Annotated in this window: 6 protein-coding genes and 1 pseudogene; 4 read left to right on the top strand and 3 right to left on the bottom strand. The window is 73.1% G+C overall.

What is annotated here, in order from left to right; translation table 11 throughout:
* Nucleotides 1-93 (bottom strand): annotated as a pseudogene (locus tag AB0J68_RS03890) (alpha/beta hydrolase); the annotation flags it as partial.
* Nucleotides 94-459: 366 nt separating this feature from the next.
* Nucleotides 460-774, bottom strand: coding sequence for a hypothetical protein (locus AB0J68_RS03885; RefSeq protein ID WP_355068174.1), 315 nt, complete (start codon nt 772-774; stop codon nt 460-462).
* 297 nt (nt 775-1,071) lie between these two features.
* Here AB0J68_RS03885 and AB0J68_RS03880 point away from each other — a divergent pair, with 297 nt between their 5' ends.
* From AB0J68_RS03880 to AB0J68_RS03865, 4 genes are all read left to right on the top strand, one after another.
* On the top strand, nt 1,072-1,437 hold the full coding sequence (locus AB0J68_RS03880) for a YciI family protein (RefSeq protein ID WP_355134758.1): 366 nt from the start codon (nt 1,072-1,074) through the stop codon (nt 1,435-1,437).
* 131 nt (nt 1,438-1,568) lie between these two features.
* The gene (locus AB0J68_RS03875) at nt 1,569-2,951 is read left to right on the top strand and encodes an FAD-binding protein (RefSeq protein ID WP_363935986.1); all 1,383 of its coding nucleotides are present in this window, start codon (nt 1,569-1,571) and stop codon (nt 2,949-2,951) included.
* A 199-nt stretch (nt 2,952-3,150) separates the two neighbouring features.
* Nucleotides 3,151-4,599, top strand: coding sequence for a pyruvate kinase (pyk, locus tag AB0J68_RS03870; protein WP_354862523.1), 1,449 nt, complete (start codon nt 3,151-3,153; stop codon nt 4,597-4,599).
* The gene (locus AB0J68_RS03865) at nt 4,596-5,480 is read left to right on the top strand and encodes an acyl-CoA thioesterase II (RefSeq protein WP_355068178.1); all 885 of its coding nucleotides are present in this window, start codon (nt 4,596-4,598) and stop codon (nt 5,478-5,480) included. The genes pyk and AB0J68_RS03865 overlap by 4 nt, the downstream gene beginning before the upstream one ends.
* 45 nt (nt 5,481-5,525) lie before the next feature.
* Here the strand turns inward: AB0J68_RS03865 and AB0J68_RS03860 are convergent, their stop codons facing one another.
* On the bottom strand, nt 5,526-6,188 hold the full coding sequence (locus tag AB0J68_RS03860) for a YceI family protein (RefSeq protein ID WP_363935982.1): 663 nt from the start codon (nt 6,186-6,188) through the stop codon (nt 5,526-5,528).
* Nucleotides 6,189-6,218 lie beyond the last annotated feature (30 nt).

Below are 6,218 nucleotides of genomic sequence, written 5' to 3'. Positions count from 1 at the left end.
GAAGTCGCCGCTGGCGGCCCAGCGCGGCCCGGCCCAGCGGCGCAGGATCTCCCCGACGGCCGCCCCGCCGTCCTTGGTGAGCACGTGCTCGTAGCCGGACCGCCGCCAGGGCCTCCAGGTGGTCGCCGAGCGGGGCCGGCGGCAGAGCCGCCACCGGGGTCACCGTCAACCGGCCGTGCGCCGCGCGGAGCAGCGCGAGCGCCCCGGCCACGCCCGCGGCCAGCGCGGCGAGCAGCAGGACCCCGACCAGCGCGCCCCAGCCCGCCGCGAGCGTGGTCACGTCGGTGCGACCCCGGATCAGGCTGAACCCGACCAGCGCCACCAGCAGGCCACCCAGCCCGTTGCGCCAGGCCACCGCCGCCGCGCGGACGCGCTCCAGCTCGCCGCGCAGCAGGCCGGCCAGCTGCTGCGCGCGGTGCAGGTCGGCGACGGTCGCGGGCGGCCCCGGGCGAAGCCGGATCACGCCTCGACCTCCAGCCACAGCGTCCAGTACGCCCCACAGCCGCGCATCCCGGCGGGACGCCCCGGGTGCTCGGCCTCGCACTCGCACAGCAGCGTCCGGTAACCGGGATCCGGGGCCCCGGCGTCCTTGCGGTACACCTCGTCGACGAGCGTCGTGGTGCTCGGGTGGCCGCACCGGGGGCACCGCCCACTGAGCACCACCGCGAACTCGAATTCCTGCGGCCGGAAGCCCGCCGCGGCCTGCGTGGCGTACGCCTCGTCGGTCACCTCGGCGTACGACAGTGGGCTCGACACCGGCTCGTCGTCGCGCATCCCGACCTCCCACCACCGACACCCGGACCGTCCACCGTAGTCGGTGTCGGCACCCGCGCCGACCGACGTGCCGGGTCGCCGCCGGCCGGGGATTCCGGCAGGCGGGGCGGCGGACTGCCGCCCGGCCACGCCACCACCGACCGTGGCCGTGGCACCGTCGACCCGTGGACTGACCGGGGGCAGTTGCGCGGAGCGACCGGTACCGCCGTCGTCGGCGTGCGACGCTGGGCGCGTGCCGGTGACGCCGGCTCGGGCGGCCGGGCCGGTGCGTGCCGGCGCGACGGCGGAGGGAGCACCATGGCGGGAGTGCCGCAGGTCGACTTCGCGCTCGACACGTACGAGTGCATCGTGATCTATGCCGGCGCGGCCGGACGGGCCCTGCCCCCGGAGACCGTGCAGCGGTTGCAGGCCGAGCACACCGAGCACATGCAGGCGTTGCAGCGCAGCGGAATCATCCTGGTCGCGGGCTCGGTGGACGGCCCGGCCCGTACGCCGGAGCCGCCGATCGGCTTCGGGCTGGCCCGCACCGGCAGCGTCGACGACGTGCGCAGCGTGCTGGAGGCCGACCCCGCGGTGCAGGCCGGCCTCTACCGGGTGGACGTGTTGACCTTCCTCTGCCCGGCCGGCTCGTTGGAGTTTCCGCTGGTCAAGGCCCAGAGCTGACGGTCGGTCCAGCGACAGGTGTCGTGATGGTGACGGCGTTGCGGCGTCCGCCGGTGCTACGGTCGCGCGCACCGAGGATCGCGGTCGGGGCGCACCCGGCGTCATCGGCCGGGCCCGGTCGAGGAGACGCCATGAGCTCCGCCGCCACCCCCGATGTCGCGTCCGCCGCCGCGCGGCTGCGTGCCCTGCTCGGTGACCGCCTCCACGAGCCGGGCGAACCCGGGTTCGACACCGCCACCCGCCTGTGGAACGCCGCCGTCGACCGTACGCCCGCCCTGGTCGCCCACTGCCTGGACGCCGACGAGGTGGCCGCGGCGATCCGTGTCGCCGCCCGGTGTCACCTGCCGGTGTCGGTCCGCTCCGGCGGGCACGACTGGGCCGGCCGGGCATTGCGCGACGGTGGCCTGGTTCTCGACCTGACCGGCCTGCGTACCGTCCGGGTCGATCCGGACCGGGGCACGGTGACGGTGGCCGGCGGTGCCAGCGCCGCCGACCTGCTCGCCGCCGCCGCCCCGTACGACCTGGTGGTGCCCACGGGTGTGGTCCGCGACGTGGGCATGGCCGGGCTGACCCTGGCCGGCGGGTACGGCCCGCTCTGCGGGCGGTTCGGCCTGGCCCTGGACAATCTGCTCGGCGCGGAGGTCGTCCTCGCCGACGGCCGTCGGGTCATCGCCGACCCGCGCCACGACGCGGAGTTGTACTGGGCGCTGCGCGGCGGCGGTGGCAACGTCGGCGTGGTCACCGAGCTGCGGTACCGGGCGCACCGGCTGCCCGCCGTGCTCGCTGGCATGATCATGTTCGCGCTGGCCGAGGCGCCGGCCGTGCTGCGCGGCTACGCGGCGCTGCTCGCCGACGCCCCGGACGAGCTGACCGTCATGGCCGGGTTCCTGCCCGGCCCGGCCGGCGAACCGGTGGTCTTCATGTGCCCCTTCTACAGCGGCCCGGACCTGGACGCCGGCCGCCCGTGGCTGGACCGGCTGCGCGCGCTGGGCACCCCGCTGGTCGACCAGGTCGACCCGCTGCCGTACGCGGACGCGTTGCGGATGTTCGACGGCGGGATGGTCGACGGAAACCACTACCTGCTGCGTACCCGCTGGCTGCCACCGCTCGCCGGCGGCGCGGTGGACGTGCTGGTCGACGCCGCCCGGCAGGTCACCTCGCCATTCTCCGCGCTGGCCCTGCACCACTTCCACGGCGCGGCCACCCGGGTCCGGCTCGGCGACACGGCGTTCGGTCTGCGCGCCGAGCACCTGCTGACCGAGATCATCGCGGTGTGGGCACCCGGCGGCCAGGCCGCACCGCACCTCGCGTGGGCCGAGCAGACGTCGGCGGCGCTCGCCCCGCTCGCCCTGCCCGGGGGCTATCCGAACCTGCTCGCCCCGACCGAGACCGAACGGGTCCGGCTGGCGTACGGCGCGAACTGGGCGCGTCTGCGCCGGGCCAAGCGGCACTACGACCCTCGTGACCTGCTCACCGCCGTGCCCACGCTGCCCCCGTCGGAGCACCCGGAGTGAGCGTGCGCCGGGAGCGCCCCGACACCTCCCGCCGCGACAGGCGTACGATTCCCGGCGCGCGGTCGCCGTTGCCCGTCGCCACAACGTTCCCGGTGCGGTTCCGCCCGCCGGTCCGACGCGCACCGCGCGTTGTTGGACACCTGTTCCGCTGCCTGCAAGGGGTCGGCCCCGAGTCCGACCTGAAGGAGAGACTAGCCTGATGGGCGTGACACGCCGCGCGAAGATCGTCTGCACTCTTGGTCCCGCCACCTCGTCCCCGGAGCGCATCCGGGGCCTCGTCGAGGCCGGTATGAACGTGGCGAGGCTCAACTTCAGCCACGGCAGCCACGCCGACCACGAGGCGGTCTACCGACTGGTCCGGGAGGCGTCCGAGGCGTCCGGCAAGCCGGTAGCCGTCCTCGCCGACCTGCAGGGGCCGAAGATCCGGCTGGGCCGGTTCGCCGACGGTCCGCACGAGTGGCGCACCGGCGACTCCGTCGTGATCACCGGTGACGACATCCTCGGCAGCAAGGAGCGGGTCTCCTGCACCTACCGCAAGCTGCCGCAGGAGGTGAAGCCCGGTGACCGCCTGCTGATCGACGACGGTCGGGTCGCCGTGGAGGTCACCGACGTCACCGGCAACGACATCCGCTGCCTGGTCACCGAGGGCGGCCCGGTCTCCAACAACAAGGGCGTGTCGCTGCCCAACGTGGCGGTCAGCGTGCCCGCCATGTCGGACAAGGACGCCGAGGACCTGCGCTTCTCCCTGGGGCTCGGCGTCGACCTGGTCGCGCTGTCCTTCGTGCGCTCGGCCGAGGACATCAAGCTCGTCCACAACATCATGGCCGAGGAGGGCGTGTTCCGGCCGGTGCTGGCCAAGGTCGAGAAGCCGGAGGCCGTGGATCACCTGGAGGCCATCGTGCTGGCCTTCGACGGCGTCATGGTCGCCCGGGGCGACCTGGGCGTGGAGATGCCGCTGGACGAGGTTCCGCTGGTGCAGAAGCGGGCCGTGCAGCTCTGCCGGGAGAACGCCAAGCCGGTCATCGTGGCCACCCAGATGCTCGACTCCATGATCGAGAATTCCCGCCCCACCCGGGCGGAGGCCTCCGACGTGGCCAACGCGGTGCTCGACGGCGCGGACGCGGTGATGCTCTCCGGCGAGACCAGCGTCGGCAAGTACCCGGTGCTGACCGTCAGCACCATGGCCAAGATCGTGACGACCACCGAGGCCGGTTCGATCGGCGTGCCGCGGTTGCAGCACGACCCGCGCACCCACGGCGGCGCGCTCACCGTCGCCGCCTCGTCGATCGCCCGGGCCATCAACGCCAAGGCGCTTGTCGCCTTCTCGCAGACCGGCGACACCGTCCGGCGGCTCTCCCGCCTGCACTGCGACCTGCCGCTGCTCGCGTTCACCCCGGTCCCCGAGGTGCGTGACCAGCTCGCCCTGACCTGGGGCGTGGAGACCTTCCTCATGCCGTTCGTGCAGCACACCGACGACATGTTCCGCCAGGTCGACCAGGCGCTGCTCGGCCTCGACCGGGCCAACCCGGGCGACTACGTGGTGATCGTGGCGGGCAGCCCGCCCGGCACCCCCGGCTCGACCAACACTCTGCGCGTCCACCAGCTCGGCTCGCTTGTCGACGCGGCGTCGGCGCGGGCGCTGCAGTGAGCGACGATCGGGTCGCGGTCGGCCAGGCAGCGGTGGACCAGCTGCTGGAAGTGCTGGACCTCGACCCGACCGGGGAGATGACCTTCCGGGGGATGAGCCCCCCGGTCGGCCCACAACGGGTGTACGGCGGCCAGGTTGCCGGTCAGGCGCTGGTCGCCGCCGGCCGCACGGTGGACCCGGAGCGGTTCGTGCACTCGCTGCACGGCTACTTCGTCCGCCCCGGCGACCCGGTCGAGCCGATCGAGTACCAGGTGGAGAACATCCGCGACGGCCGGTCCTTCTCGGTACGCCGGGCGGTAGCCCTCCAGCACGACAAGCCGATCTTCTTCATGTCGGCGTCGTTCCAGCGGGCCGAGGAGGGGTTGGACCACCAGGCCCCCGCGCCGCTGGACGTGCCTGCCCCGCAGGACGTGCCGACGATGTCCGACCGGCTCTCCCGCTACCCCGAACGACTGGGCATCTGGGGGCAGATCCCGCGCCCGATCGACGTGCGTTACGTGGGGGAGCCCGGCTGGGTCCGCCCCGGCGACCGGCCGGCCGACCCGCACCAGCGGGTCTGGATGCGCATCGACGGCAAGCTGCCCGACGACCCGCTGCTGCACGCGTGCGCGCTCACGTACGCCTCGGACCTCACCCTGCTCGACTCGGTGCTCTCCGTGCACGGTGAGGTGTGGGGGCCGGGCGGTGTGGTCGGCGCGAGCCTGGACCACGCGCTGTGGTTCCACCGGCCGTTCCGCGCCGACGAGTGGTTCCTCTACGACTGCTGGAGCCCGTCGGCGTCCGGCGCGCGAGGGCTGGCCACCGGCCGGATGTTCACGACGGACGGCCGGCAGATCGCCAGCGCCGTGCAGGAGGGTCTGCTGCGCCGCGTCGGCGCCTGATCCGTCGGCCCTGGGCCGTCGGCCCCCCTCGGGCCGGCGGCCCGGTCACGCCGCGTGGATGGCCTCGCCGGCGATTTCGATCTGCACGGTCTTCCCGACCAGAACGCCGCCGCTCTCCAGCGCCACATTCCAGAGCAGGCCGTAGTCCTCCCGGTTGATCTCGGCGGTCGCGCTGAATCCGAAGATGTTCTGCCCGTACGGGTCACGACGGGCGCCGCCGAAATTCACCTGAAGGTCCACTGCGCGAGTGATCCCCTTTACCGTCAACTCGCCGGTGAGCACAAATCGATTGGGCTCGGACTGCGGCGGGGGATTGTGACTTCTGCCTCGTCCGCCGAATCGGTTGTTGCGCAGGCGGGCCCAGTAGAAAATCGGGTCCTCGTTGCTCTGCCAGCTAATGCCCGTGCTTCGATATTCGAGCGTGGGATAACGCTCCACGTCGAGGAAGTCGGCGCTTTTCAGGTGGGTGTCCCGCTCGACGCTCCCGGTGGAGATGCTCGCCGCCGCGATGGTGGCGGTCACGCCGGAGCGCAGCGGATCCTCCGCCAGGAAGATCTCCGCGCTCGCCTCGGCGAACTCGCCGCGTACCGGGCTCACCATCATGTGGCGGGACAGGAAACCGATCCGCTTGTGCGCCTGATCGAGGCGATAGGTGCCGGCGATCGGGATGGTCATGCCATCCCAGGTGCGTGTGGCGACATCGGTCATCGTGTTGCCTTCCCCCCGGGTGGAACCGGG

The organism is Micromonospora sp. NPDC049580 (assembly GCF_040675595.1).
Taxonomy (GTDB): domain Bacteria; phylum Actinomycetota; class Actinomycetes; order Mycobacteriales; family Micromonosporaceae; genus Micromonospora.
The sequence above is the reverse complement of the archived record's forward strand: the minus strand, read 5'-3'. Positions and strand labels throughout refer to the sequence as shown.

Excerpts from the sequence above, each read along its gene's own strand:
- AB0J68_RS03885 (WP_355068174.1), bottom strand. The coding sequence starts at position 774 with ATGCGCGACGACGAGCCGGTGTCGAGCCCACTGTCGTACGCCGAGGTG.
- AB0J68_RS03880 (WP_355134758.1), top strand. The coding sequence starts at position 1,072 with ATGGCGGGAGTGCCGCAGGTCGACTTCGCGCTCGACACGTACGAGTGC.
- AB0J68_RS03875 (WP_363935986.1), top strand. The coding sequence starts at position 1,569 with ATGAGCTCCGCCGCCACCCCCGATGTCGCGTCCGCCGCCGCGCGGCTG.
- pyk (WP_354862523.1), top strand. The coding sequence starts at position 3,151 with ATGGGCGTGACACGCCGCGCGAAGATCGTCTGCACTCTTGGTCCCGCC.
- AB0J68_RS03860 (WP_363935982.1), bottom strand. The coding sequence starts at position 6,188 with ATGACCGATGTCGCCACACGCACCTGGGATGGCATGACCATCCCGATC.